Source organism: Acrocarpospora macrocephala (genome assembly GCF_009687865.1).
GTDB lineage: Bacteria > Actinomycetota > Actinomycetes > Streptosporangiales > Streptosporangiaceae > Acrocarpospora > Acrocarpospora macrocephala.
In genome coordinates, this window is sequence record NZ_BLAE01000097.1 from 1 (window position 1) to 24,400 (window position 24,400).

General features: G+C 71.5%; 23 protein-coding genes. 14 read left to right on the forward strand and 9 right to left on the reverse strand.

Translation table 11 applies throughout. The features are described 5' to 3' along the window. Positions 1 to 17: 17 nt before the first annotated feature. From Amac_RS49215 to Amac_RS49230, 4 genes are all read right to left on the reverse strand, one after another. Positions 18 to 968: an FAD-dependent oxidoreductase gene (locus Amac_RS49215; protein ID WP_155361327.1), complete on the reverse strand. Its 951-nt coding sequence runs from the start codon at positions 966 to 968 to the stop codon at positions 18 to 20. A 43-nt stretch (positions 969 to 1,011) separates the two neighbouring features. After that, the gene (locus Amac_RS49220; RefSeq protein ID WP_246269199.1) at positions 1,012 to 1,317 is read right to left on the reverse strand and encodes a DUF4396 domain-containing protein; all 306 of its coding nucleotides are present in this window, start codon (positions 1,315 to 1,317) and stop codon (positions 1,012 to 1,014) included. A gap of 283 nt (positions 1,318 to 1,600) precedes the next feature. Continuing rightward, entirely contained in the window at positions 1,601 to 2,878 is a 1,278-nt protein-coding gene (locus tag Amac_RS49225) for a M1 family metallopeptidase (RefSeq protein WP_155361328.1), read from the reverse strand. A gap of 9 nt (positions 2,879 to 2,887) precedes the next feature. Further along, the gene (locus Amac_RS49230; protein WP_155361329.1) at positions 2,888 to 6,736 is read right to left on the reverse strand and encodes a Pls/PosA family non-ribosomal peptide synthetase; all 3,849 of its coding nucleotides are present in this window, start codon (positions 6,734 to 6,736) and stop codon (positions 2,888 to 2,890) included. Positions 6,737 to 6,957: 221 nt separating this feature from the next. On the opposite strand from Amac_RS49230, the gene Amac_RS49235 reads away from it, so the two are divergent. Both Amac_RS49235 and Amac_RS49240 read left to right on the forward strand, forming a co-directional pair. Beyond that, positions 6,958 to 7,419, forward strand: a complete 462-nt coding sequence (locus Amac_RS49235; protein WP_155361330.1) for a hypothetical protein — start codon at positions 6,958 to 6,960, stop codon at positions 7,417 to 7,419. A gap of 203 nt (positions 7,420 to 7,622) precedes the next feature. Continuing rightward, a complete protein-coding gene (locus Amac_RS49240) occupies positions 7,623 to 8,372 on the forward strand; it encodes a sulfite exporter TauE/SafE family protein (RefSeq protein ID WP_155361331.1) in 750 nt (249 codons plus the stop codon). Here the strand turns inward: Amac_RS49240 and Amac_RS49245 are convergent. Genes Amac_RS49245 through Amac_RS49265 form a run of 5 tightly spaced genes read right to left on the reverse strand, consistent with a single transcriptional unit; the run spans position 8,369 to position 11,088 of the window. Further along, the gene (locus Amac_RS49245; RefSeq protein ID WP_155361332.1) at positions 8,369 to 8,515 is read right to left on the reverse strand and encodes a hypothetical protein; all 147 of its coding nucleotides are present in this window, start codon (positions 8,513 to 8,515) and stop codon (positions 8,369 to 8,371) included. The two genes, Amac_RS49240 and Amac_RS49245, sit on opposite strands and share 4 nt — an antisense overlap. A 29-nt stretch (positions 8,516 to 8,544) precedes the next feature. Next, a complete protein-coding gene (locus Amac_RS49250; RefSeq protein ID WP_155361333.1) occupies positions 8,545 to 9,570 on the reverse strand; it encodes a zinc-dependent dehydrogenase in 1,026 nt (341 codons plus the stop codon). Beyond that, entirely contained in the window at positions 9,567 to 10,001 is a 435-nt protein-coding gene (locus Amac_RS49255; RefSeq protein ID WP_155361334.1) for a PTS mannitol transporter subunit IIA, read from the reverse strand. The genes Amac_RS49250 and Amac_RS49255 overlap by 4 nt, the downstream gene beginning before the upstream one ends. Beyond that, positions 9,994 to 10,302 carry a PTS sugar transporter subunit IIBC family protein gene (locus Amac_RS49260; protein WP_155361335.1) on the reverse strand — a complete coding sequence of 103 codons (309 nt, stop codon included), beginning with the start codon at positions 10,300 to 10,302 and terminating at the stop codon, positions 9,994 to 9,996. The genes Amac_RS49255 and Amac_RS49260 overlap by 8 nt, the downstream gene beginning before the upstream one ends. Positions 10,303 to 10,326: 24 nt before the next feature. Next, a complete protein-coding gene (locus Amac_RS49265) occupies positions 10,327 to 11,088 on the reverse strand; it encodes a DeoR/GlpR family DNA-binding transcription regulator (RefSeq protein WP_155361336.1) in 762 nt (253 codons plus the stop codon). Positions 11,089 to 11,226: 138 nt separating this feature from the next. Between Amac_RS49265 and Amac_RS49270 the strand changes: the two genes are divergently transcribed. The 12 genes from Amac_RS49270 to Amac_RS49325 all read left to right on the forward strand — a co-directional run bounded on the left by Amac_RS49270 (position 11,227) and on the right by Amac_RS49325 (position 24,390). After that, positions 11,227 to 12,150, forward strand: coding sequence for an N-acetylglucosamine kinase (locus Amac_RS49270; RefSeq protein WP_155361337.1), 924 nt, complete (start codon positions 11,227 to 11,229; stop codon positions 12,148 to 12,150). Next, entirely contained in the window at positions 12,147 to 13,601 is a 1,455-nt protein-coding gene (locus Amac_RS49275) for a glycoside hydrolase family 3 protein (RefSeq protein ID WP_307729858.1), read from the forward strand. Before Amac_RS49270 ends, Amac_RS49275 begins: the two co-directional genes overlap by 4 nt. A gap of 23 nt (positions 13,602 to 13,624) precedes the next feature. Then, the gene (locus Amac_RS49280; RefSeq protein WP_155361338.1) at positions 13,625 to 14,491 is read left to right on the forward strand and encodes a MurR/RpiR family transcriptional regulator; all 867 of its coding nucleotides are present in this window, start codon (positions 13,625 to 13,627) and stop codon (positions 14,489 to 14,491) included. 109 nt (positions 14,492 to 14,600) lie between these two features. Beyond that, complete coding sequence (locus tag Amac_RS49285) at positions 14,601 to 16,385, forward strand: ABC transporter substrate-binding protein (protein ID WP_155361339.1); 1,785 nt, start codon at positions 14,601 to 14,603, stop codon at positions 16,383 to 16,385. After that, on the forward strand, positions 16,382 to 17,386 hold the full coding sequence (locus Amac_RS49290; protein ID WP_155361340.1) for an ABC transporter permease: 1,005 nt from the start codon (positions 16,382 to 16,384) through the stop codon (positions 17,384 to 17,386). The genes Amac_RS49285 and Amac_RS49290 overlap by 4 nt, the downstream gene beginning before the upstream one ends. Then, the gene (locus Amac_RS49295) at positions 17,383 to 18,279 is read left to right on the forward strand and encodes an ABC transporter permease (protein WP_155361341.1); all 897 of its coding nucleotides are present in this window, start codon (positions 17,383 to 17,385) and stop codon (positions 18,277 to 18,279) included. Before Amac_RS49290 ends, Amac_RS49295 begins: the two co-directional genes overlap by 4 nt. 6 nt (positions 18,280 to 18,285) lie before the next feature. Further along, positions 18,286 to 19,296, forward strand: a complete 1,011-nt coding sequence (locus Amac_RS49300) for an ABC transporter ATP-binding protein (RefSeq protein WP_155361342.1) — start codon at positions 18,286 to 18,288, stop codon at positions 19,294 to 19,296. Continuing rightward, positions 19,293 to 20,291 carry an ABC transporter ATP-binding protein gene (locus Amac_RS49305; RefSeq protein ID WP_155361343.1) on the forward strand — a complete coding sequence of 333 codons (999 nt, stop codon included), beginning with the start codon at positions 19,293 to 19,295 and terminating at the stop codon, positions 20,289 to 20,291. Before Amac_RS49300 ends, Amac_RS49305 begins: the two co-directional genes overlap by 4 nt. Continuing rightward, positions 20,288 to 21,142 (forward strand): GNAT family N-acetyltransferase, encoded by an 855-nt coding sequence (locus tag Amac_RS57610; protein WP_155361344.1) that lies wholly within the window; start codon positions 20,288 to 20,290, stop codon positions 21,140 to 21,142. Before Amac_RS49305 ends, Amac_RS57610 begins: the two co-directional genes overlap by 4 nt. After that, on the forward strand, positions 21,139 to 22,038 hold the full coding sequence (murQ, locus tag Amac_RS49315; RefSeq protein WP_155361345.1) for an N-acetylmuramic acid 6-phosphate etherase: 900 nt from the start codon (positions 21,139 to 21,141) through the stop codon (positions 22,036 to 22,038). Before Amac_RS57610 ends, murQ begins: the two co-directional genes overlap by 4 nt. A 241-nt stretch (positions 22,039 to 22,279) precedes the next feature. Beyond that, positions 22,280 to 23,311 (forward strand): serine hydrolase domain-containing protein, encoded by a 1,032-nt coding sequence (locus tag Amac_RS49320; protein WP_155361346.1) that lies wholly within the window; start codon positions 22,280 to 22,282, stop codon positions 23,309 to 23,311. A 371-nt stretch (positions 23,312 to 23,682) separates the two neighbouring features. Next, positions 23,683 to 24,390, forward strand: coding sequence for an HNH endonuclease family protein (locus Amac_RS49325; protein ID WP_155361347.1), 708 nt, complete (start codon positions 23,683 to 23,685; stop codon positions 24,388 to 24,390). Positions 24,391 to 24,400 lie beyond the last annotated feature (10 nt).

The following is a 24,400-nucleotide window of genomic DNA, read 5'->3' on the forward strand; positions in this document are numbered from 1 at the left end:
ACCTGGTTTTGGGTGGGTTAGGGGTTGGTGAGGAGGGTGGTTATTTCGCGGGCGCAGCCCCAGGACATGCTGACGCCGGTGCCGGCGTGGCCGTAGCAGTGGATCAGGTGGGGGTTGGTGGGGTCGGGTTCTAGGCGGATGGTGGGGCGGCCGGGGCGGAGGCCTACCTCTACGGCGAGGATTTTGGCGGTGGCGAGGCGGGGGTCGATGGCGATGCAGCGGGCGAGGATGGCTTGGGTTTCGGTGTCGTCGGGGGTGAGGCTCCAGTTGCCGGGGGTGGCGTTGCCGCCGAGGACCACGCGGCTGGCGTGGGGCATGTAGCAGGTCCAGTCGGTTTCGACGCCGCCCTCGTAGAAGAAGTCGTCCAGGCCGGGGTTCTCGACGACGACGTGCTGGCCCCGGATGGGGTGGACCTGGTTGTCGTTGGCCAGGGCGGCGGCTCCGACGCCGGTGCAGTTGACGACGACGGGGGCGGCGGCGGCCGGTTCCGCCAGGGAGCTCACGGTGCGGACTTCGATGTCGCCGCCTGCCGCGATCAGTCGGTCTATGAGGTAGTCCAGGTAGACGGGCATGTCGACGAGGGGTGAGGTGATCCAGAAGGCGACGGGGAAGCCGGCGCTCTCGTCGGGAGTGCAGGGCCGGAAGCCGGGGAGCTCGGTCGCCCACGGCGGGATGCTGTTGCCGAGGCGGCTGACCAGACGGCCGCGGGCGACTCTTGAACCGGTGCCCGGATCCTTAGCGAGTTCGGTGAACTCGTCCATGGAGGCGCGCTGCCAGCGGACGGTCGATGCCAGCGGCTCGCTGAAGACCGGGCCGCCGATCATGGCTCCGGCCACGGCGGACGTGGTGCGCTCCCGGAACAGCGAACCCCACACCTTGACCCGCAGGCCGCTTTCCGCGAGGCATACGGCCGTGGTCAGGCCGATGACGCCGCCGCCGACGACTATGACATCTGCTCTGTCTGCCATGGTGTCCCCTCGACGAGCCTGATGTCAGGATCATGCCCGTCAGTCAGTGGTGATAACTGTGCAGGACGGCGTGCCCCCGGCCGCGGCCGATGATCCACTTGTTGATGGGCGTGGTAACGACGAAGGCCACCGCCAGGGAGCCGATCAGGGTGCCCCAGAACAGCGCGGTCGTCAATCCCGCGTCCATCGCGCCTGGAACCGCCAGCATGACGGTATTGTCCACGATCTCCATCACCAGAATCGACAGCGTGTCGGACTCCAGGGCCAGCAGCGTCAGCGCGTACCCAAAGAAGGCCAGCATGCTGGCCAGCGGCTTCGGCCGGAAGAGGATCGGGCGCCCGTCCTCCACGGTGGAGGACGGGCGCCGGGGTTCAGCGATCGGCTGGGGCGGCCAGCCGTTCTGCTTCCCAGTGCAGGGCCTCGACGAGGACGAGTTCCAGGTGGAGCTCGGTGTCGACAAGGCTGTCCAGGACGTCCATTAGGGCCTCCCTGACAATCATGACGCCCCATCAGTCACATAGGTTCACACCCTCTGGCCACAAAACCGAAAGAGATTCAAGTGGGTCGATCGGCGGACAGGATCCGGCTCCCGCGAGCCACTTCGGGTGCCGCCCAGAGGCGGGACAGCCTGGTCAGGGAAGGGTGGGGAGCTTTGCCGTGTAGAGCCAGGAGGAGAAAAGGGCATCGAGGGGTTCTGGTGTGAAATGTCGGGCTAAATCGGTGAACATGCCGGTGTTGATGGTGCCGTGCCGGTGGGCGGTGGTCCATTCGCGGAGCATGGAGAAGAAGGGGACGTCGCCGAGGGTGTGGCGGAGGGCGTGCAGGGTGAGGGCGCCGCGTTTGTAGACGCGGTCGTCGAAGAGGCGGCGCGCGCCGGGGTCGGCGAGGACGAAGTCCTGGGGCGCGGTGGCCAGGCGGCGATGCCACCGCCGGGCGTGTACGGCGGCCGGATCCCCGCCGGACGCCTCCGACCACACCCACTCCGCGTACGCCGCGAACCCCTCATGCAACCAGATATCCCGCCAATGCCCCAACGTCAGGCTGTTCCCGAACCACTGATGCGCCAGCTCATGCGCGACCAGCCGCTCACTCCCACGCCGCCCGTCGACATGATTGGCCCCGAACACCGACATCCCCTGCGCCTCGACCGGGATCTCCAGCTCGTCGTCGGTGACCACCACCGTGTACCCCCCGAACGGATAAGGCCCGAACCGATCGGCGAACGTCGCCATCATGCGATCCTGCCGCCCGAAATCATGCTGGATCCGGGTGGCCAGCCGGGCCGGGTAGTACACCCGCTGCGGCACGACCCCATCCAGATCCACCGAGGTGTACCGCCCGATCTGCACGCTCGCGAGATAAGCCGCCATCGGCTCCGCCTGCTCATACACCCAGGTCGTGGTCGACGCCCCCCGCGTCGAAGAGATCCGCACCCCGTTCGCCACCACCTGGTACGGCGAAGCCGCCGTCACCGCGATCCGATACGTCGCCTTCTCCGCCGGCCGGTCGTTACACGGAAACCACGACGAGGCCCCGATCGGCTGGCTGGCCACGATCACCCCGTCCGCCAGCTGATCCCACCCCAGCTCCCCCCACGGACTGGACACCGGCCGCGGATTCCCCGCATACCGCACCTCCACCGAGAACGGCCGCCCCTCCGCCAGCCAGCTCCCCGGCGTGACCCTGAGCTTGCCGTCCCGATGCGTGAACCGCGCCCGCGCCCCGTTGACCAGCACCTGCCCGACCCGGAACACCCCCAGATCCAGCTCGAACCGGTCCAGCGGCGCGGTCGCGACGGCGGCCAGCACGGCGGTCCCGGTCAGCCGGTTGGTGACGATCCGGTAGTCCAGCGTGAGATCGTAGTGCAGGACGCGGTAACCCTCGTTACCACGCTTCGGAAAATAGGACACCGCTCTCCATCAGAACCACGCCGCGATCGGGTTTCCGAACCAGCGGGTCTGGGCGGGCAGGGATTCCCCGCGCATCACCAGGGACGCCGGTCCGACCGTGGTGTTCTCCCCGACCACCGCGGCGGGCAGGACGACCCCGTGCGGGCCGAGCGTCGATCCGTCCCGCAGGACGACAGTATCGATGCTCATCACCCGATCGTGGAACAGGTGGGTCTGCAGCACGCATCCCCGGTTCACCGACACGCCGTTCCCCAGCGTGACCAGGTCGATCTCCGGCAGCCAGTAGGTCTCGCACCACACCCCGCGCCCGATCTTGGCGCCCAGCGCGCGCAGCCACAGGTTCAGCGGGGCGGTGCCGAGGAACGGCTGCGCGAACCAGGGCGCGGCGAGCACCTCGACGAAGTTGTCGGCCAGCTCGCTGCGCCACACGAACGAGCTCCACAGCGGCCGGTTGCCGGGCCGGATCCTGCCTACCAGCGCCCATTTGGCGGCCACGGCGACCAGCGCCGCGAGGAGTCCGGCGGTGGCCAGGACGAACCCGCCGAGCAGGGCGGCGATCGCGAAGCCGTACCGGATGGTGAGGGTTTCGAAGGCGGCCAGGACCAGGACGGCGACGGCGACGGTGGCCATCGCGGGGATGATCCTGCACGATTCGACCGCGGCGCGGGCCAGTTTGAGGCGCAGCGGCGGGTCGTAGGTGCGGCTGCGGTCGGCGTCCTCGGCGGTGCGGCGCAGCTCCACGGGCGGCATGCCCAAGTACGACGAGCCCGCCTTGGCCTTCTTCGGAGCCGCGGAGAGCACGCCCACCAGGCCGTCCTTCGGGACCTTGCGGCCGGGCGCGGTCATGCCGGAGTTGCCGAGGAAGGCGCGCTTGCCGATCCGGACGTGGTCGATGCGCATCATGCCGCCGTCCAGCTCGTACGGCGCGACCATCGTGTCGTCGGCCAGGAAGGCGCCGTCCCCGACGGCGGTCATGGACGGCAGCGCGAGCACGGTCGACAGCTCGACGTCCCGCCCGACCTTCATCCCCAGGGCGCGCAGCCAGACGGGCGTGAACGCGCTCGCGTACAGCGGGAACAGCCACACCCGGGCCGTCGACATCAGCCGCGCGGTCATCCAGGCCTGCCACGCGGTACGGCTGTGCACAGGATGGCTGCCCGCGTGCAGGCAGATGGCCAGCATGCGGACCGAGACCACGGTGAGCAGCGCGAACGTCGCCATCGAGAGCACGGTCGCGAGCGGCACGCCCAGCAGCGCCCCGGTGAGGGCCGAGCCGGGCGAGGATCCCATGAACGCGCGCAGCACCAGCAGGCCCGGCAGCGCCGCGACGGCGGGGAGCAGGCTGAGCAGCAGGGCGGACACGGCGTACTGGGCGACCCAGCGGCGCGAGCGCGGCGGGCGTTTGGCGGGGTGGCGGGCCTTCCCGGTCCGCGTGGCGGGAGCGCCCGCCCAGCGTTCCCCGGCCGGAACCGCCTTGCGCATCGCGGATCCGGCGACGACCTGCGCGTTCTTCCCGATCCTGGCCCCGGGGAAGATCGTCGACCGGGCCCCGAGCGTGGCGCCCGCGCCGATCCTGATCTCGCCCACCCGCAGCAGGTCGCCGTCCAGCCAGTATCCGGTCAGATCGACCTCGGGTTCGACGGCCGCGTGCTTGCCGAGCCGCAGCATGCCGGTGATCGGCGGCAGCGTGTGCAGATCCGCGTCCTGCCCGATCTGCGCGCCCAGCGCCCGCGCGTAGTGCGTGATCCACGGCGCGCCGGACTCTTCCGCCACGCCGATCCTGGCCGCGAACTGCTCAGCGAACCACAGCTTCAGGTGCGTGGCGCCGCCGCGCGGGTACGCCCCCGGCTTCAGCCCGCGCAGCAACCCGCGGGCCACGCCCGCCGCCAGGCCCATCCGCCCCAGCGGGGAGACGACCAGCAGCCAGCCCAGCGCCACATACCACCACGACACGACCGGCATCCAGGGCAGGCCGACGATGTTGTTCAGCGCGGCCAGTCCCACGATCCAGCGCAGCGCGCCCACCGTGAGCAGCGGAATCATCAGCGCGGCCTGGATCAGCGCGGCCTTGCGGGGGAGTGGCGTCACGGCCCGGTCATTGGCGGCCAGGTCGTGGGCGTCCATCGCCTTCAGGAACGCGCCGAGCCCGCGCAGGGTCGGATGTTCGTACAGGTCGGCGACGCCGACGCCCGGGTACTGGTCGCGCAGCACCGACACCAGCCGTGCCGCAGCCAGGCTGGTCCCGCCGAGGGTGAAGAAGTCCGCGGCCGGATCGCCCGAGGTGACGCCGAGGATCTCCTGCCACCGCTCGGCCAGCCACTTCTCCACGCCGGACAGGCCGCCGGTGTCCTCGGTGGCGGCCAGCGGCCACGGCAGCGCGTCCCTGTCGATCTTGCCGGAGGTGCGCGTCGGCAGCTCGTCCACCACGGCGAGCCGGGGGACCAGCGCGGCCGGGAGCGCCTCGCGCAGCCGATCCCTGGCGGAACCGGGATCGAAGTCGTCGGCGGCCACCACGTAACCGACCAGCAGCTGATGGCCCGCGCCGGTGGTCCGCACGGCCGCGGCGGCGCCGGCCACGCCGGGCAGCGCCCGCAGCGCGGCGTCGATCTCGCCCAGCTCGATCCGGCGGCCACCGATCTTGATCTGCTCGTCCGCGCGGCCGACGAACAGCAGCCCTTCCGGCTCCGCCTTGACCAGGTCGCCGCTGCGGTAGGCGCGCTCCCAGCCCAGCGCGGGCAGCGGCGCGTACTTCTCGGCGTCCTTGACCGGGTCCAGGTAGCGGGCCAGGCCGACGCCGCCGATCACCAGCTCGCCGGTCTCGCCCATCGCGACCGGCGTGCCGGTCCGATCGACCACGGCGAGATCCCAGCCGTCCAGCGGCAGCCCGATCCGGACCGGCTCCTGCCCGAGCGGCGCCGCGCAGGCCACCACGGTGGCCTCGGTCGGCCCGTAGGTGTTCCACACCTCACGCCCGGGCACCGCCAGCCGGTCGGCCAGCTCGGGCGGGCAGGCCTCGCCGCCGAAGATCAGCAGCCGGACCTCGTCCAGCGTCTCCACCGGCCACAGCGCGGCCAGCGTCGGCACGGTGGACACCACGGTGATGCCCTTGTCGATCAGCCAGGGCCCCAGATCCATGCCGGTGCGCACCAGCGCCCGCGGCGCCGGGACTAGGCAGGCGCCGTGCCGCCAGGCCAGCCACATCTCCTCGCAGGAGGCGTCGAACGCCACGGAGAGCCCCGCCAGCACCCGGTCTCCGGGGGCGATCGGCTCGGCCGTCAGGAACAGCCGTGCCTCGGCGTCGACGAACGCGGCGGCGCTACGGTGCGAGACCGCGACGCCCTTGGGCTTCCCGGTGGAGCCGGAGGTGAAGATGATCCACGCGTCGTCGCCCGGTCCGGGCCGCCCGCGCTCGCCGGTGGGCTCGCGCCGGATCGTGAGCGTACGGCTCTCGCCGACGACCGCGCACGCCTCCGCCTCGGCGAAGACCAGCTCGGCCCGCTCGTCCGGATCGTCGGCGTCCACGGGGACGTAGGCCGCGCCCGCCCGGAGGACGGCCAGGATCGCGACGTACAGATCGGCCGTTCCCGACGGGACCCGCACGCCCACCCGGTCGCCACGGCCCACTCCGGCCAGGACCAGTTCGGCCGCGAGCCGGGTCACTTCGAAGGCGAGCTCGGCGTAGGTGAGGCCGACAGTGCCGTCGTCGAGGGCCGGCGCCCGGGGATGCCGCCTTACGGTCGCGTCGAAGACGTCGAGCAGCGTACGCGGCTGGGGGGCAGCCGCACCGGCGAGAAAGAGAGCCGCGGGTTGTGTCGTTTGCCAGGTGGGCAACGCCAGGTCGGACAGCGATGAAGGCAAGGTTTCCCCCGGTGGTCAACGGAGAGCAGCCACCGCCCGAGCGGAGTCCCCCGCTCGCTCGGGCCGGTCTTCCGGGCCGCCGGGCGCTGTTGGCGCCATCTGCATTCAATCACCCGGTGCTTAGTAACATTCCCGATGCGCCCGGTTTATACCCATAACATTGCGAATAGGAATAATCATGGAGTGAACCTGACACGGCATCCCCGCGTATCTCGATTGTGTTGACAAGTTCGCGCCAGATCGCGCTCGCCGTCTCGGCATTCGCACTGCTGTCCACCGTGGCCTGCTCAGGGAGCGAGCCCGGCGGTGAGACGGCCAACACGGAGGCCGTCCTCGGCCCTCCCCCCACCGTCGAGCAGCTCGCCGCCAAGGTCGGCTGCACGCCGGACATCCAAGTGGACGCCGCGGAGCTGCGCACCGGCGCCTGCAAGACCGACGACGGCCAGTTCTTCGTGAACACCTTCGCCACCCAGCAGGGCAAGGACGAATGGATGGACCAGGCCCCCGAATACAACCCGCACCTGGTCGGGAACCTCTGGACGGTGCTGGGCGAACGCCCGGTCCTGGACGCCCTCAGGGTCAGGCTCGGCGGCGACCTGCACCTCAGCGACCACCGGGTGAAGAGCCCGGCCCCGGCCGCCGACCCGGTGGTGGATACGGGCTCGGACACGGGCGGCTACTAGGCAGCGAACCGGGGTTCTCCCACCCACCCTCCCTTTGATTTCCCCCGGGCTCCGCCCGGCCCCGCCGGGCCCCGTGGTCGCCCAAACGAAGCGACCCGGGTCCCGTGGTTGCCCGGACGAAGCGACCCGGGCACTGTGGTTGCCCGGACGAAGCGACCCGAAGGCGACGGCTTCCTGGGGGCCGGTGAAACCCGATCCCGCCGATGTGGTTGGGTTTCCGGGTGGTCGCGGGGGAGATTCTTGGTCTGTTCGCCGCCGGTGTGCTGGCCGGGTTGCTGAGCACGGTCGTCAGCCTGGCGTCGATCGTCTCCTACCCGGCGCTGCTGGCGTTCGGCCTGTCGCCGCTGGCCGCCAACGTCACCAACACGGTCGCGCTCGTGTTCACCGGACTCGGCGCTGCGGCGGGCTCCCGGCCCGAGCTGTCCGGGCAGGGCCCGCTGCTGCGCCGCCTAGGCGTGGCCGCCGCACTCGGGGGTGCGGCGGGCGCGGCATTGCTGCTGGTCACGCCGCCGAGCGCGTTCGAGTTCGCGGCCCCGCTGCTGGTCGCCACCGCTTCGCTGCTGCTGCTCCGGCCGCCGCGCCCACGCCCCCACGAGCGCCTGCCGGTACGGCTGACGGTGTTCGCGGTGGCGATCTACCTCGGCTATTTCGGCGCGGCCGGAGGCGTGCTCATGTTAGCCGTGCTGATGGCGGCGCTGCCCGAGCTCCCGGCCAGGATCAACGCCGTCAAGAACGTCCTGGGCGTGTTCGCCAACGCGGTGGCCGCACTCGGTTTCGCCCTGTTCGGCCCGGTCGACTGGCTGGCCGCGATCCCGCTCGCCGCCGGCCTGCTGCTCGGCGGCCGCCTCGGCCCCGGCCTCGTCCGCCGCCTCCCCGGCCAGAGCCTGCGCATCCTCGCCGCCACCTGCGGCCTGCTCGTCGCGATCAAACTCGGCATCACCGCGTACGCCTAGCGCGCCAACCCCGCCTGAATGATCGCCTGCGCCCGATCGGCCACCTGAAGCTTCGCGAACACCGCGGACACGTTGTCACGCACGGCCTTAGGCGCCGGCACCGCGGCCGCGGGCCGGGCGTGCAAGCCGGTCGCGATCGTCACGGTCCTCTCGGGAACCGTCTCTCCCGTTCTCAAGGTTCGATGGTCACCTTGATGGCCGCGCCGCGCGCCACCGTGTCGATCGCGGCCAGGATGTCGGTCAGCGGCAGCCGTTCGGTGATCAGGTCGGCGACCGGGACCGCGCCGGTGGCGATCAGGTCCAGCGCGCGGGCGTTGTGGGCCGGGCTGGAGCCGTTGGCGCCGACGATCGTCAGCTCCCGGTAGTGCACCAGGTTGGAGTCGCAGGCGATGATCGGGTTGTCCTTGGGCAGGCCGCCGAAGAAGCTGATCCGGCCCTGGCGGGCGGCCATCCGGATCGCCTGCTCCTGCGCGGAACCCGCCGCGGCGGCGGTGATGATCACGTCGGCGCCGCGGCCGTCGGTCAGCTTGGCGATCTGCTCCTCGATGTCGGTGTGGATCGCCGCGTCGGGCCGTACCAGCGCGGCGGCCATGGCGAGGCGGTCCGGGTTGATGTCGGCGAGGAAGACCCGGGCGGCGCCCCTGGCCCGCGCGAGCCGTACATGCAGGCAGCCGATCGGGCCCGAGCCCATGATCACCACATCGTCGCCCGGGCCCACCCTGGCCAGCTCCTGGCCGTTGAGCACGCAGGCCAGCGGCTCGGCCACCGAGGCCTCGGCGAAGCCGACCCCATCCGGGATCCGGTTGAGCCCGTCCACGGCGAGCACCTTCGCCGGGACGGTCAGGTATTCGGCGAAGCCGCCGTCGTAGTGGTAGCCCATCGACTCCTGGTTCGGGCAGACCGTCATCCGGCCGCGCGCGCACTCCGCGCAGCGGCCGCAGGGGATCGCGGCGATCACCTGCACCCGGTCTCCCGGCGACCAGCCGGGGGCCGCCGACTCGACGATCTCCCCGGCGATCTCGTGGCCCATCACCCGGGGCGGGTCGATGTGGTGGTGGCCGTGCTTGTAGATCTTGACGTCGGTGCCGCAGGTGGAGCAGTTGCGCACCCGGATCTTGACCTCGCCCGGGCCGGTGACCGGCTCGGGCGCCTCCTCGACGCGCAGGTCGCCGGGGGCGTGGAAACGCGCGACCTTCACGCGCCACCGCCCAGGATCGCGATGACCTCGTCCACCTCGGCGGTCTCCCGCAGCACCCGGGCCCGATCAGGGTCGAGCAGGATCTCGGCCAGCTCGGCCAGCACGGCGACATGACGGTCGCCGGTGGCGGCGATGCCGATGCAGATCGTCACCCGCTCGCCGCCCCAGTCGACCCCGTCGGGGAAGCGCAGGAACGACAGCGCGTCCCGCAGCACCGCGTCCTTCCCGGCCAGCGTGCCATGCGGGATCGCCACCCCCTCCCCGACGTAGGTGGAGATCGACTGCTCCCGCTCCAGCATCGTCACCAGGTACGGCTCCCGCACCGCCCCCACCGCCAGCAGCGCCTGCCCGCACTGCCGGATCGCGTCCTCCCGGTTGACCGCGACCGCTTTGAGATGCACGGCCCGCCGGTCCAGCACGCCCTCAGCCATGAACGGTGCCACCATTCTTGATCGTGGAGATCAGCCCGGTCACCGCCGGGTCGCCGATGAAGATCTGGAACGGGATCAGCACCGTGCCAGGCGCCGACGCCCGGGCCCTGGCCGCCAGGCCGGCGTGGCAGAGCACCACGTCGGCGTCGGCCGGAATCGCGTTGACGGGAGTGTGCGCCACCTCGATGTCCTGGCCCTTCAGCGTCTTGCGCAGCTGCCCGGCCAGCATCACGCTGCTGCCCATGCCGGCGTCGCAGGCGACGATGATCTTGTGGATGTCCTTGCTCTCGATGCTCGCCATCTGATCAGGCCTCCGATTTCACGGTCATGCGCGGATCACCTCGGGTCCGGCGGCGGCCAGGTCGGCGGCCAGGCCGCTGTCCAGGCCGGTGTCGGTGACGACTGTGTCGATGTCGGCCAGGGTGGCGAACCTGGCCAGGTAGCTGTTGCTGAACTTGGTGTGGTCGGCCAGCAGGACCGTGCGGTGGGCCGCGGCGATCATCGCCCGCTTGATGGCGGCCTCGGCCGGGTCGGGCGTGGTCAGGCCCCGGCTCACCGTGCAGCCGTTGGTGGCCATGAAGGCCACGTCCACGTGCAGGTTGTCGAGCGGGCGCAGCGCCCAGTCGTCGACGGTGGCGAGGGTGCGCCCGCGCACCCGGCCCCCCAGTATGATCACCGACAGGTTGGCCCGGGTGGCCAGCACCGTGGCCAGCGGCGGCGAGTTGACGATGACCGTGAGCTCCCGGTCGGCGGGCAGCACCTGGGCCAGGCGGCCGGTGGTGGTGCCCGCGTCGATGATGATCGCGCCGTCCTGGGGGAGTTCGGCCAGGGCGGCCTTGGCGATACGCTCCTTCTCGGCGGTCAGCACCTCGTCCCTGGCGGCCAGGGCGGGCTCGAAGCCCAGCCGCTCCACCGGGATGGCGCCGCCGTGCACCCGGCGCAGCACGCCGGTCCGCTCCAGCGCGGTCAGGTCCCGCCGGATGGTCTCGGTGGTGACCAGCAGCTCCTCGGCCAGCGTGACCACGTCCACCCGCCCGGCCTCCCGGGCTCGGCGCAGGATCTCCTGCTGGCGCTCCTCCGCGTACATGATGTTGATTAACCGCCGTTTCCATTTGGTTTCATTTTTATTTACACCTGTATGTGTTGGATGTCAACGTGACCCCGTTGTGTAGGAAATCTTCCCCCTCTTGTAGATTTTTGGAAGGTATCTCCAGAGGGGACGGCTGTGACTGCTTTGATCATCGGGTTGGACGGCGGGGGGACCAGCACGCGGTGCGTGGTGGTCAGCGAGACGGGGGAGGTGGCGGGGCGCGGGCGCGCGGGCGGCGCGAACGTGGTCTCGGTCGCCGATCCGGCCGCCAACCTGCTCGCCGCGCTCCGCGCCGCGATGGACGGCCTCGATCCCGCGCTCGTCGCGGGTGGTGTCTTCGGCCTGGCCGGGTCGGGCGCCGAGCGGGCCAGGCGGCTGGCGGGGGAGGCGTGGCGCTCGGCCGGGCTGCCCGGTCACCCGTCCGTCGTGGCGGATGTGCTCGTGGCCTTCGCGAGCGCCACCGCCGAGCCGGACGGCACGGTGCTGATCGCCGGGACGGGCGCGGTGGCGGCCCGGATCGCGCGGTGGGAGATCGCGGCGGTCGCCGACGGCCACGGCTGGCTGGTCGGCGACGAGGGGTCCGGGGTGTGGATCGGCAGGCGGGCCGTGACGGCGGCGCTGAAGTCGCTCGACGGCCGCGCCGGGCCCACCGTGCTGCTCGACCGGCTCGCCGCGCTCGGGACCTCGGTGGGCGATATCGTCTCCACCGTGTACGCCCAGGTGGCCGACTCGGGCCCGGCCTGGCTCGCGACCTTCGCCCCGCTCGTGGACGCGGCGGCCCGCGAGGGCGACGAGGCCGCAAGCGCCATCCTCGACGAGGCCGCCTGTCGCCTCGCCGCCACGGCGCGCGCGCTCGGCCCCGGCGAGGGACCGCTGGTCCTGGCGGGCTCCCTGCTCACCCAGCCCACCGAGCTGGCGCGCCGGGTCCGGGCCGAGTTCGGCGACGCCGCCCGCCCCATCCCCGCCCGCGACGGCGCGGCCGGGGCCGCCGCCCTCGCGCTCCGCGCCGCCTTCCCCTCGGCCGACCTGCACCGGCGAGTCATCGGGGAGTGCGCGTGAATCTTGAGCGGACGGCGATGAGCGTCCTGCAGCCGGGATTCGACGGGACCGCGCCGCCCGACTGGCTGCGGCGGGCGCTCGGGGACGGGCTCGGCGGGGTCGTCCTGTTCGCGCGCAACCTCGCGGACGGGGGGCGGACGGCGGACCTCGTGGCCGCGATCCGCGCGGAGAGCCCGGACGTCATCGTCGCGGTGGACGAGGAGGGCGGGTCCGTCACCCGGCTCGAGGCGAGCACCGGCAGCTCATGGCCGGGAAACCGGGCGCTCGGCGTCGGCGGCGACCTGGCCGTGACCGGGAGGGTGGCGCGGCGGATCGGCCGCCTGCTCGCCGCCGCAGGGATCACGCTGGACTACGCGCCGGTGGCCGACGTCAACGCCAACCCGGCCAACCCCGTCATCGGCGTCAGGTCCTTCGGCCCGGAACCCGGCCTGGTGGCCCAGCACACCGCCGCCTGGATCGGCGGGCTGCAGGGCGCGGGGGTGGCGGCGTGCGCCAAACATTTCCCCGGGCACGGCGACACGGTGACCGACTCCCACCTGGAGCTGCCCACCGTGACCGCGTCGCGGGAGACGGTCGAGGCCCGGGACCTGCCGCCGTTCCGCGCCGCCATCGGGGCGGGCGTACGGGCGATCATGTGCGGGCACCTGCTCGTGCCCGCGCTCGACGACGTGCCCGCCACGCTGAGCCGCCCCGTGCTGACCGGGCTGCTCCGGCAGGAGCTGGGCTTCGAGGGCCTGGTGGTGACCGACGCGATCGAGATGCGCGCCGTCGCGGCCTACCACGAGCCCGGCGAGATCGCCGTCCGCGCCCTGGCCGCCGGGGCCGACGCCGTCTGCGCGGGCATCTCCTCGCCCGACGGGTCCAGCGTGTACGCCCTCCGCGACGCCATCGTGGCCGCCGTACGCCAGGGACGCCTGCCCGAGGAACGCCTGGCGGAGGCGGCGGCCCGGGTGCGGGCCCTCGTCGACTGGCACGCCGGGCAGGCGCCCGCCAGAGCCGCCGCCGCGAACGACCCCGACGACGATCTCGGCCTGACCGCCGCCACCGCGGCACTGCGGGTGACGGGCCAGGTGCGACGGCCCGTGCTCGCGCGGGCTCCGCTGGTCGTCGAGCTGTCGGCGCGGCAGAACCAGGCGGTGGACGGCGTCGCGCCGCCCGGGTTCGCCGGGGCGGTCGCCGAGCTGCTGCCCGGGACCCAAGGGATCTCCGTGCACCCCGGGGACCCGCTTCCCGATCTGCGCGACCGCGAGCGGCCCCTCGTGATCGTCGTGCGGGACGCCGCCCGCCACGGCTGGATCCAGGAGCTTCTCGGGGAGGCCCTGCGGGCCAGACCGGACGCGGTGGTGGTGGAGATGGGCCTGCCGGGGCCGCCCGCGGGAGCGGTGTACGTCGCCACCCACGGAAACTCCCGCGCGTCGGCGCGTGCCGCCGCGCGCTGGCTCACCAGTTGACCCCCCGAACAGGAGAACCCCCGATGAGCACGAACCTGGTGGCGAGCGTGCGGGCCGTGCTGCCCTCACTCACCCCGTCGGCGCGGTCCATCGCCCGGCTGATCCTCGACGATCCCGCGACGGTGGCCAAGAGCACGATCACCGAGCTGAGCGCGGCGTCGGGCACGAGCCAGGCCACGATCGTGCGCACCGCCCGCGCGCTGGGCTTCTCGGGCTACTCCGAGCTGCGCCTGGCGCTGGCGGCGGCGTCGGCGCAGGGGGAGCGGGACCGGCTGGTGCCCGGCGACCTGGCCCCCGGCGACCCGCTGGCCGAGGTGATCGCGAAGGTGACCCGGGCGGAGTCCGACGCGCTCGCGGACACGGCGGCCCAGCTCGCGCCCGAGCGGCTGGGCGCCGTCGTGGACGCCCTGATCGGCGCCAGGAGGGTCAGCGTGGTCGGCGTGGGCGCGTCCGGCCTGGTGGCGGCGGACATGGCGCAGAAGCTGATGCGCATCGGCATCGCCGGCCACCCCTTCGCGGACGTGCACCTGGCCCTCACGGCGGCGGCGCTGGCCGGGCCGCAGGACGTCTGGGTGGCCGTGAGCTGCACGGGCGAGACGGCCGACGTGGTCGAGCCGGTCAGGACCGCGCGCGAGGCGGGGGCGACGACGGTCGCCATCACCAACAACCCGCGCTCCACGCTCGCCGATCTGGCCGGCCACGTGCTGATCTCGGCGGGCCGCGAAACCGCCTTCAGGCCCGGCGCGCTCGCCAGCCGCATCAGCCAGTTGCTGATTGTCGACTGCGTCTTCGTGGGCGTCGCGCAGCGCACCTTCGAGCGCTCCGACGCCGCCCTGAGGGTCACGAAGGGTGCTCTCGACAGGTACGGTGGAAGGCGTATCCGCAGCTAGACGGGCATTGGTAAAAATTAACTCCACGTTTGCCGTCGCGGAAGAAAATAATTGACGGGCCTGGGAGCCCGCGCGTAAGGTCCGGGCAATCGGCATCCAGGAGCAGTTCATGAGACGACTCGCGGCGATCACGGTCACCGCGCTGATCGCCACCGTCACCGCGTGTGGCGGCGTGGGGGGGTCCGCCGACTCGGGCGTCTACACCACGATCGACGGCGCCAAGCAGATCGACGCCACCGCGCCGATCAACCCGTTCAATCCCCAGGGGAACACGTTCCTGGGCTACGACGCGATGACGCTGGCGTGGCCCAAGAACGACCCGGTCGACCCCAACAGGTTCTACCCGGGCATCGCCGCGAGCTGGACCGTGACACCCGACCAGGGCGAGGTCGTCATCCACCTGCAGCCGAAGGCCAGATGGTCCGACGGCAAGCCGGTGACCAGCGAGGACGTGCGCACCTCCATCGGCCTCGCCTACACCCAGGGCGGCACGGCGTACGCGGTGGACCCGAAGGCGGCCGGCTCGGCGGCCGATGTGCGGGTGGTGGACGCGCGGACCGTCAAGGTCACGCAGGGCGCCAGCAAGAGCAACCTGTTCCTCCGCAACGTCCTGTCGACCGTCGTCGTGCCCGCGCACGTCTTCGGCCACCTGCTGCCCGCCGACTTCTGGACCACGCTGAAGGCGGCCCGGGGGACCGGCCCCGCCGCCGAGAAGGCCAAGGCGCAGATCACCGGGCTGGCGGAGAAGGTCATCTCCTTCGCCCCCGCCAAGGACGTCTCGGCGGGCCCGTTCACGCTGGAGCGGGTCAACCCGGGCGAGGCGCTGCTGGTGCGGAACAAGCACTTCTACGCGAACCAGAACATCGCCCCCGACCGGGTCAAGGTGCTCAACTACACGGGCAACCAGCAGATCTGGAACTACCTGATCTCCGGCTCCCTCGACAGCGCGCCCTTCACGGCGGTGCCGACCGGGGTGCTGAAGCGCATCCGCGAGACCGAGGGCAACGAGGTGGTCAAGGGCTTCTCGCCGGTCGCGGTGTCGCTGGCCTTCGGGCAGACGCGCAAGCCGTACGACAACGTGCACGTGCGCAGAGCCCTGGCGTACCTGATCGACCGCAGCCAGGTCACCAAGGTGGCCTCGCCCGAGGCGGGCACCCCCGCCAAGACGACCACCGGCATCCACGCGAAGTCGGCCCAGGCCTGGCTGGGTAACGGGATCGGCGAGCTGGACCAGTACCAGGTCGACCCGGCCAAGGCGGCCAAGGAGCTGGAGGCCGCCGGGATGACCAGGAAGGGCGGCAAGTGGGCGATGCCGGACGGCACGCCGTGGAAGGTGGAGATCCACGTCCCGGCGTCGTTCTCCGACTGGGTCGCCGCCGCCAAGGCCATCACCAGCCAGCTCAACGACCACGGCATCGACGCGACCGTGCTCACGGCGGCGGACTACACGCTGTACCTGGACGAGCTGGCGGCCGGGAAGTACGACGTCGGGTTCTGGCTGATGGCGCTCGGCCCGTCGCCGTACAACATCTACCAGCGGATCTACGGGTCGGCCAACGGATGGCAGCTCCTCGCGGGGCAGCTCACGCACGTGCCGCCGGGCACGCAGGGCAACTGGATGGGCGGGCCGGAGATCATCGACGGGATCAACCCGGGCGCGCTCACCAGCCGGCTCAACGCGGCCAACCCGGACGAGCAGCGGCGGATCGTCGGCACGCTGGCCAAGCTGACCAACCAGCAGCTTCCCGTCATCCAGCTCTACGACTACGTCAACACCCAGTTCGTCAGCACCTCCCGCTACACCGGCTGGCCGCCCGCCGACAGCGACGTGCTGCGGCTCCCGGCGGGCGTGTGGATGCAGCTCGGCATGATCAAGGAGAAGGCAGGCTCATGAACACCGTCATACGGCGTCTCACGGGCCACCTGGCCCGCGGGATCGCCATGATCTGGGTGGTCACCACGATCAGCTTCGTGATCATCCGCAACATCCCCGGCGACCCCGTCAGGGGCCAGTACGAAAAGCTCATCGAACAGGGCATGGGCCCCGACCAGGCCGAACGGGCCACGGCCGCGCTGTACGGCTTCCTGCCGACCGGCAGCCTGTGGGATCAGTACACCGGCTACCTGAACGGCCTGATCCACGGCGACCTGGGCCAGTCGCTCAGCACCCCGGGCACCGGCGTGGCCACGCTCATCGGGTCGGCGGCCAAGTGGACCGTCCTGCCCGTGCTCGGCGGCACCCTGCTGAGCTTCCTGCTCGGGGTGACGCTGGGCGTCTACGCGGCGATCAAACGCTCCGGCAAGCTCGGCGACGCGCTCGCCATCTCCGGCTCGCTGCTGCACGGCGTTCCGCAGTACGTCATCGGGCTGCTGGTCACGGCCATCTTCACGACGCTGTGGCCGATCCTGCCCGCGGGCGGTCCGGTGGACATCTCGTTCGAGCCCGGCTTCAACGCGGCCTATATCGTCTCGCTGGTCCAGCACGCCACGCTGCCGGTCCTGACGTACGCGCTGGCGAGCTACGGCGGCTGGATCCTGGCGATGAAGTCGAGCGTGGCCACCGTGCTCGGCGACGATTTCATCCTCGCCGCCGAGCTGCGCGGCCTGAAACGCAGCGTGCTGTTCCGATACATCGCCCGCAACGCGATCCTGCCGCTGTTCACGATCCTGGCGCTGTCGCTGGGCATGCTCTTCGGCGGCGCCATCTTCATCGAGACGATCTTCAACTATCCGGGGCTCGGCCTGCTGCTCGTCAACAGCATCGGCGCGCGCGACTACGCGCTGATGGGCGGGACCTTCCTGGTGATCACCGTGGCGATCGTCGTCGCCAACATCGCGGCCGACCTGCTGTACGCCGTGATCGACCCCCGAGTCCGGACGGGAGGCGCGGCATGACCGTCACCCAGCTGCTGCCCGCGCCCGCCACGCCGCGGCGCAACTTCTGGCGCGGCGTGCTGCGGGTCATGCGGCGCAAACCCAGCCGGATGGCGGGCGTCGCCATCGTCGCGCTGTTCGCGTTCATGGGCCTGTTCGGGCCGCTGCTCTACCCGAGCCCGCTGCCCCGCGACGACAACGCGCTCTACGCCGCGCCGAGCTGGGCCCACCCCTTCGGCACCGACTTCGAGGGCACCGACGTGCTCGCCCTGGTCGTCACCGGCACCAGGTACGTCCTGCTGGCCGGCCTCGCCACGGCCGTCATCACGGTCGCGCTCGGCACCGGGATCGGGCTGCTCGCCGGGTTCCACCGGGGGCGCTGGGACACCGTGCTCATGCGCCTCACCGACCTGCAGCTCACCATCCCCGGGCTGCCGCTGCTGCTGGTGCTGTCCACCGTGTGGAAGTTCACCAGCCCGCTGGAGATGGGCGTGGTCCTCGGGGTGCTCGGCTGGGGCGGCATCGCCCGCGCGGTGCGGTCGCAGACGCTGTCCCTGCGCGAGCGCGGGTTCATCGAGGCGGCCAGAGGGCTCGGGCTGTCCACCCGGCACATCGTCGGGCGCGAGCTGCTGCCCAGCATGGCGCCGTATATCGCGATGAACATGCTCATCGCCGTCACCGGGGCGATTTATGCGCAGGTGGGGTTGTTCTTCCTGGGAGTGCTGCCGTTCGACGCCAACAACTGGGGCGTGATGCTGAACCTCGCGGTCTTCGGCGGCGGGGCGCTGACCAGCGCGGCGGCGTTGCCGTACCTGCTGGCGCCGCTGCTGGCGATCCTGCTGCTGACGCTGGGCATCGTGCTGGTCGTCGACGCGATGGACGAGATCTTCAACCCACGGCTGCGTGAGGAGTAGGGGCAGATGACCGAATCTTTCGCGCCGGGCGTGCGCGTTCAGGACCTTACCGTCGTCTACCGGACGCCGGTGGGTGAGCTGCCCGCCCTCGCGGGCGTCGGGCTCACGCTCGCGCCCGGCACCATCACCGGGATCGTGGGCGAGTCCGGTTCGGGCAAGTCCACCCTCGCGCTGTCGCTGCTCAACGCGGTCCAGCCGCCCGGCAGGATCTCCGGCGGGAGCGTCGAGATCGACGGCCTCGGGGATGTCGTGCGGCTGACCGGAGACGATCTCCGGCGCGCCCGTGGCCGCCAGGTGGGCTACGTCTTCCAGGCCGCGCAGAACTCCCTCAACCCATTGAAGACGGTCGGCAAGCAGCTCCTGGACCTCGGCCGCTCGCACGACGTGGCCGACCTCCCGGCCCTGCTGCGCGAGGCCAGGGCGCTGCTCGGCCGGATGGGGCTGGACGGCGGGCGCGTGCTCGACTCCTACCAGCACGAGCTGTCCGGCGGCATGCGGCAGCGTGTCGGGATCATGCTCGCGCTCGTGCTCAACGCCCACCTGGTCGTGCTCGACGAGCCCACCACCGCCCTCGACATGATCACCCAGGCGACCATCCTGCGGATCGTCAAGGAGGTGCACCGCGAGCGCGGGCTCACCACGCTCATCGTGACGCACGACATCGGCGTCGCGGCCGAGGTCACCGACAGCCTCGCCGTCATGTACGGCGGGCGCGTCGTCGAGCACGGTCCCACCATGGACGTGCTCGGCTCGCCCAGGCATCCGTACACGCGGGGCCTGATCCGCGCGATCCCGCGCCTGTCCGGCGACATCGGCGAGGCCACGGCGCTGCCGGGGCGGCCGCCCACGCTGGGGACCATCCCGGCCGAGGGGTGCGTGTTCCGGGAGCGCTGCCCGCTGCGCATGGCCGTCTGCGACACCGTGGACCCGGCCCCCGCCGCCTACGGCGAGCGCACCGTCGCCTGTCACGCGGTCGGCCGGCCGGTCAACCTCGCCGTCCGGAAGGAGTACGTGTGATCACGGGGACCGGCGTCACCAAGACGTACAGGCAGCGCGGGAACCTGCTCGGCGGGCGTGATGTCCAGGCGTTGCGGGGTGTGGACTTCGCCATCGAGAAGGGCGGGGCCGTCACGTTCATCGGCGAGTCCGGCTGCGGGAAGACCACGCTGGGGCGGATTGTCGCCGGGCTGGAGACCTATGACTCCGGCGAGATCGTCATCGACGGGACGCCGATGTCGGGGTTGCGGCACCGGCAGCGGCAGGCGCACTTCCGCAGGGTGCAGCTCATTCACCAGGATCCGTACTCCGCGCTCAACCCGACCCGCACGATCCATCAGACCCTGCACGCGCCGCTGGCCTTGCGCGCGCGGCAGAAGGGCCGATCGAAGGCGTGGGCGGAGGAGCGGGCGCGCGAGCTGCTGACCCTGGTGGGCATCGATCCCGGGTACGTGCTGCCGCGCTACCCGCACCAGCTGTCCGGCGGCATGCGGCAGCGTGTCGTCATCGCGCGGGCGCTCACCGTCGATCCGGAGGTGCTCGTCGCGGACGAGTCCGTGTCGATGATCGATGTGTCGCTGCGGCTTGGCATTCTCGCTCTGCTCAAGGACCTGCGGGAGCGGCTGAACGTCAGCGTGCTGTTCATCACTCACGACATTGCCACGGCCAGGTATATCGGTGACGATGGCGAACTGTACGTCATCTATCGCGGGCAGGTTGTGGAACGCGGGCCTACGGAGGCCGTCATCTCCGAGCCCGTGCATCCGTACACGCAGGCGCTGCTCTCGGCGATCCCCGTGCTGCGCGGGGTCGAGCGGCCGGGGGCGGAGCGGGTCGTGCCCACCGAGGCGCTCGACGAGCGGCACGCGGACACCGGCTGCCTGTTCGCGCGCAGGTGCCCATTCAGGACCGAGCGCTGCGAGAGTGAACGGCCTTCCCTGGAAGGTACGGTGCACGGACACGCGTGCTATCACCCGCAGCCTCGCGCCGTCATCCCCGTGGAGGCCAGCGCGTGATCGACATCCTTCCTGCTCCTCTCGACGCGGGCGAGCTGGCCCGGGCCGCGCTCACCCTGGACGACGCCGCGCCGGAACTCGTGGCCCGGCTGGCCGCGCCTCCTCCGGGACGCCGGTGGACGGCACTCGCCACACCGGACCTCGACGGCGTGATCTTCGCCTCCATGTCCGGAAATATCGGGCATGTGGACTTGCTGGCCGTCGATCCCGGCGCCCGGCGGCGCGGCCTGGGCCGCGCGCTGGTCGGGGCGGCCGAGGAGTGGCTGCGCGCGCAGGGGGCCGAGGAGGCGCGCTTCGCCGGCAACCCGCCCTGTTACGCCTGGCCCGGCATCGACGTGCGCTACACCCCCGCCCACTGCCTCGCCGAGAGCCTCGGCTACGAGCGGTATCACGCCGCCTGGAACATGACCGTGGACCTTAGCGGCGACCTCTCCTGCGACGCCGACCTCGCCCGCCTCGCGAACGAGGGGATCACCGTGCGGGCGGCCCCGGCGGGGGAGCGCGCCGAGGTGGTCGAGTTCGTGCGGAAGCAATGGCGCGACTCCTGGGCGTGGGAGGCCGAGCAGGCGGCCGGCTGTCACTACGCCGAGCGTGAGGGCGAGATCCTCGGTTTCGCCTCCTGGGGGGCGCGGCCCCTCTGGTTCGGCCCCATGGGCACGGCCGAGGCGGCGCGCGGGCTCGGCGTCGGCCGGGTCCTCCTGCGGCGCTGCCTCGCCGACCAGGCCGCCGCCGGGCTGCGCAGCGCGCAGATCGGCTGGGTCGGCCCCATCCACTTCTACGCCAAGGCGGTCGGCGCGCGGGTCGAGCGGGTCTTCTGGCTCTACCGCCGCCGCTTCAAGGAGGTGTCATGACTCAGTCGCTTGGTGCGCTGGTCACCGAACAGAGCGATCCGCGGTACCGCCGGATCGACAGGCTGTCCACCGAGGAGATCGCCCGACGCATGAACACGGCCGACGCCACCGTGCCCGGCGCGGTGGCCCTCGCCATCCCGGCGATCTCCGCCGCCATCGACGCGATCGCCGCGCGGATGGCGCGCGGCGGGCGGCTGCTGTACGTCGGCGCGGGCACCTCGGGGCGGCTGGCCGTGCTCGACGCCTCCGAGTGCCCGCCGACCTTCGGCACCGACCCTGACCTGGTGTGCGGCATCATCGCCGGTGGCGCGGAGGCGCTCGTCCGGTCCGTCGAGGGAGCCGAGGACGACGCGGGCGCGGGGGCGGCCGCCATCCGGGCCGAGGGCGCTGGCTCGCTCGACTCCGTAGTGGGCATCTCCGCCAGCGGCCGGGCCCCGTTCGTCGTCGCTGCGGTCACTGAGGCTCGCCGCGTCGGCGCGCTCACGGTGGGCCTGTCCTGTAACACTGGAGGCCCGCTCTCGGCTGCTGCGCACCACGCCATCGAGGTCGTCGTCGGGCCCGAGGTGGTGACCGGGTCCACCCGCCTGAAGGCGGGCACCGCCCAGAAGCTGGTCCTCAACATGATCTCCACGATCACGATGATCAGATGCGGGCGCACCTACGGGAACCACATGGTCGAGATGGCCGCGACCAACACGAAGCTGGCCGATCGCGCCGCCCGCATCGTCAGCGACATCACCGGTGTCGGCCTCCACGACGCCCGAGCCATCCTGGAGGCCGCGGACCTCGAGCTGAAGACCGCCGTCATCATGATCGAACGCCGGGTGACGGCAGAGCATGCTCGTGTCATCCTCGCCGCCTCAGGGGAGCGCCTGGACAACGCCTTGAACGCGTGACGGGTGCTCCTTGAAGTGCACGTGAGAGATGTTCCTTGGAGTGTGCGTGACGGGTGTTCCTGAGGGGTGCGCGTGACGGGCTTCCTTGGAGTGTGCGTGACGGGTGTTCCTGAGGGGTGCGCGTGACGGGCTTCCTTGGAGTGTGCGTGACGGGTGTTCCTCAGGAGTGTGCGTGATGGGTGTTCCTTAGAAGTGCGCATGACGGGTGTTCTTTGAAGTGAGCGTATGTGGCGAGGGCCGAATGCTTGACGACCTGCTCAGGGCGGCGGTGCCGGAGGCAGCCTCGGCGGCTGTGGCCATCATCGGGGTGGACGGGGTTCCTATGGCCGCGGCGGTGGCCGGGGAGGTCGTCAGGTACGCGGATGCGGCGGGTACTCTCGCAGCCGAGCGGCCCGCCGCCCGGATCGACACCATCTTCGACATCGCGTCGATCACCAAGCTGTTCACCACGGTGGTCGTGCTGTCCCTGGCCGAGGACGAGCGCCTCGGGCTCGACGAACCGGTCGCGACCTGGCTGCCCGGTTACTACGGCGACCGGCCCGCGGTCACGGTCAGGCACCTGCTCACGCACACCTCCGGCCTGCCGCCGGTACAGCACGTCGACGCGGCGCCGCCGGGGGACCCGCGATGGGACCTGATGCTTTCCACGCCCTCGGGCCCGCCCGTGGAGTACGTCTACTCCGACGTCGGCATGATCACGCTGGGACGGGTCGCCGAGATCGCGGGCGGGGCGCCGCTGGACGTGCTCGTCCGCGACCGGGTCACCGGGCCGCTGGGGCTCGCCGACACGACATACCTGCCCGATCCCGGCCTCGTGCCGAGAATCGCCGCGACCGAGTACAAGCCCTGGCGCGGTGGCTGCGTACGAGGTCAAGTGCACGACGAGACCGCGCACGCGCTCGGCGGCGTCGCCGGTCACGCGGGCCTGTTCTCCACGGCGGGGGACCTGCTGCGCTTCGGCGAGATGCTCCGCACCGGAGGCGCGGGCGTCATCTCGCCGGACACGGTCGCCGAGATGACGCGCGACCAGAACGTGACGGGCGCCGACTTCCGCCAGGGACTCGGCGTGCGCATCGGCGACCCCGCGATAGTGGGCCCGCTCTCCGACGCCTACGGCCACTCCGGATTCACAGGCACATCCCTGGTAATCGACCCCGGCCACACCCTGACGGTCGTCCTACTCACCAACAACATCCACCCAAGACGGGGCAGACCCGGCATCCGCGACCTCAGAACCGCCACCGCCACCGCCGCCCTCCGCCACCACCTTTAGCCGTCACCTACGCCGTGCAGATCCACCTGGGCGCTGGGCGCCAAGGGCGGTCCGGTGACCGACGCCACCGGGAACGTGCTGCGTGCCTTCGGCGGGCCAGCGGCCCGCGGGTGGGGCTGGCGGTTCCGGCGTCGGGCCCGTAGTCGCCCCATGAGACGGTGCCGGTCGCCACCTTTAGCCGCCAGCACCTTAGGTCGCGACCACCACCTTTGGGCGTGACCGCCTTTGGCCGGCATCGCCATCGCTCTTGAGCAGGATCGCGCCGGGTCCCTCCGGGATCCCGCTTGGTAGTGCCCCTGGTGAGCCGGATGCGGCGGTATTGAGGCAACGCCGCCAGAGACAATAGATGACTTGTCGGTCATCATCCGGACATGGGGACGCGGAACATGGTCGCCGTGCTCGCGGCCGGGGTGGTGGTGGCGTCGCTCGCCGGGCAGACCGGGGTCCGGGAGCGCGCCAACCCCCTGGACAACCCGGACGGCACCAAGCCCGGCCTGGTGCCGATCACCTCGGCGAGGGACCGCTCCGCCGCGCTCGACCTGATCCGCTCGCTGCGGGTGGCCGGGATGGGGCCCAAGACCGGTTACCGGCGCGACCGGTTCGGCGAGAACTGGGCCGACGCCGCGACCGCCGTGCCGTACGCGCGCAACGGCTGCGACACCCGCAACGATCTCCTCGCCCGGGACGGCGACGACGTTCGTTTCCGCGAGGGCTCCACCTGCGTGGTGGAGGCGATGACCCTGGACGATCCGTACACGGGACGGACGATCCACTGGCGCAAAGCGGACGCCGACCGCATCCAGGTCGACCACGTCGTCCCGCTCTCCTACGAATGGCGCATGGGCGCGTCCCGCTGGTCCCGCGCCAAACGCCTCCGCATCGCCAACGACCCCCTCAACCTCCTCCCCGTGTACGGCCCCGCCAACGAAGCCAAAGGCGGCTCAGGCCCCGCCTCCTGGCTCCCTCCCTCCCGCCGGATCCGTTGCGCCTACGTCGTACGCTTCGCCCAGGTCGCCCTGAAATACGACCTCCCGGTCACCCGCCTGGACAAATCCCACATGCTCGCCCAATGCCGGTGACGCTAGTGGG

Coding starts and splice junctions, on each gene's coding strand:
- Amac_RS49295 (WP_155361341.1), top strand. CDS start 17,383: ATGACCGTCACCCAGCTGCTGCCCGCGCCCGCCACGCCGCGGCGCAAC.
- Amac_RS49260 (WP_155361335.1), bottom strand. CDS start 10,302: ATGGCGAGCATCGAGAGCAAGGACATCCACAAGATCATCGTCGCCTGC.
- Amac_RS49280 (WP_155361338.1), top strand. CDS start 13,625: ATGAGCACGAACCTGGTGGCGAGCGTGCGGGCCGTGCTGCCCTCACTC.
- Amac_RS49285 (WP_155361339.1), top strand. CDS start 14,601: ATGAGACGACTCGCGGCGATCACGGTCACCGCGCTGATCGCCACCGTC.
- murQ (WP_155361345.1), top strand. CDS start 21,139: ATGACTCAGTCGCTTGGTGCGCTGGTCACCGAACAGAGCGATCCGCGG.
- Amac_RS49300 (WP_155361342.1), top strand. CDS start 18,286: ATGACCGAATCTTTCGCGCCGGGCGTGCGCGTTCAGGACCTTACCGTC.
- Amac_RS49255 (WP_155361334.1), bottom strand. CDS start 10,001: ATGGCTGAGGGCGTGCTGGACCGGCGGGCCGTGCATCTCAAAGCGGTC.
- Amac_RS49290 (WP_155361340.1), top strand. CDS start 16,382: ATGAACACCGTCATACGGCGTCTCACGGGCCACCTGGCCCGCGGGATC.
- Amac_RS49215 (WP_155361327.1), bottom strand. CDS start 968: ATGGCAGACAGAGCAGATGTCATAGTCGTCGGCGGCGGCGTCATCGGC.
- Amac_RS49320 (WP_155361346.1), top strand. CDS start 22,280: ATGCTTGACGACCTGCTCAGGGCGGCGGTGCCGGAGGCAGCCTCGGCG.
- Amac_RS49265 (WP_155361336.1), bottom strand. CDS start 11,088: ATGTACGCGGAGGAGCGCCAGCAGGAGATCCTGCGCCGAGCCCGGGAG.
- Amac_RS49325 (WP_155361347.1), top strand. CDS start 23,683: ATGGGGACGCGGAACATGGTCGCCGTGCTCGCGGCCGGGGTGGTGGTG.
- Amac_RS49240 (WP_155361331.1), top strand. CDS start 7,623: ATGTGGTTGGGTTTCCGGGTGGTCGCGGGGGAGATTCTTGGTCTGTTC.